1 protein-coding gene is annotated in these 623 nt (G+C 37.9%); it reads left to right on the top strand.

The window, feature by feature from the left end:
• A partial coding sequence (locus C7437_RS14555) for a recombinase family protein (protein WP_170122384.1) occupies positions 1 to 304 on the top strand: 304 nt, incomplete at its 5' end.
• Positions 305 to 623: the final 319 nt, after the last annotated feature.

The raw sequence follows: 623 nt of genomic DNA, 5'->3' as shown, positions 1-623 counted from the left end.
CGATACGACCCAATATAAGGACAGCTTAGGGACATTCATTGCGGATCTTGTCTTACAAATTCTTTCATGGATGGCTGAAGAAGAACGCGATCGAATTCGAAAACGGCAGCGTGAAGGAATTGATGTGGCTTTGCAAAACGGTAAAATTTTTGGACGTCCAAAGGTTACTCTCACTGAGGAGTTTAAAGAAGCGTATGCTAGCTGGAAATCAGGAGAGATTACAGCAGTAAAAGCAATGCAAGAAATTGGCGTAAAAAAAACGACTTTTTATAAGTTAGTCAAGGAGTATGAAGAATCATTATAGTTAAAACAATATAATAGAAGAAATTCATTTCAGGCATTTCTTCTCACCACGAGAAGGAACTAATAGGTGTAATACCGAAAAGTTTCATATCAAACATTTTTTCATAATTGAGCCTCCATGTTAAGAGGACCATCACTACTTTTCTCAATTTGAAAGGTAGTGATGGTCCTCTTATTTTTAGACTAATTTCAACATTTACTTCGGATACTTCGTGCTTCGAATCTTATAGTGATAGGTAAGCCTTTGAAGTTATCTCCAGCTTTTCCCCCACTTCACACCGTACGTGAGACTTTCACCTCATACGGCGTTCCAACTAATC

The organism is Psychrobacillus insolitus (assembly GCF_003254155.1).
GTDB lineage: Bacteria > Bacillota > Bacilli > Bacillales_A > Planococcaceae > Psychrobacillus > Psychrobacillus insolitus.
Note: the sequence above shows the minus strand (reverse complement) of the source record. Positions and strands in the feature narration are given on the sequence as shown.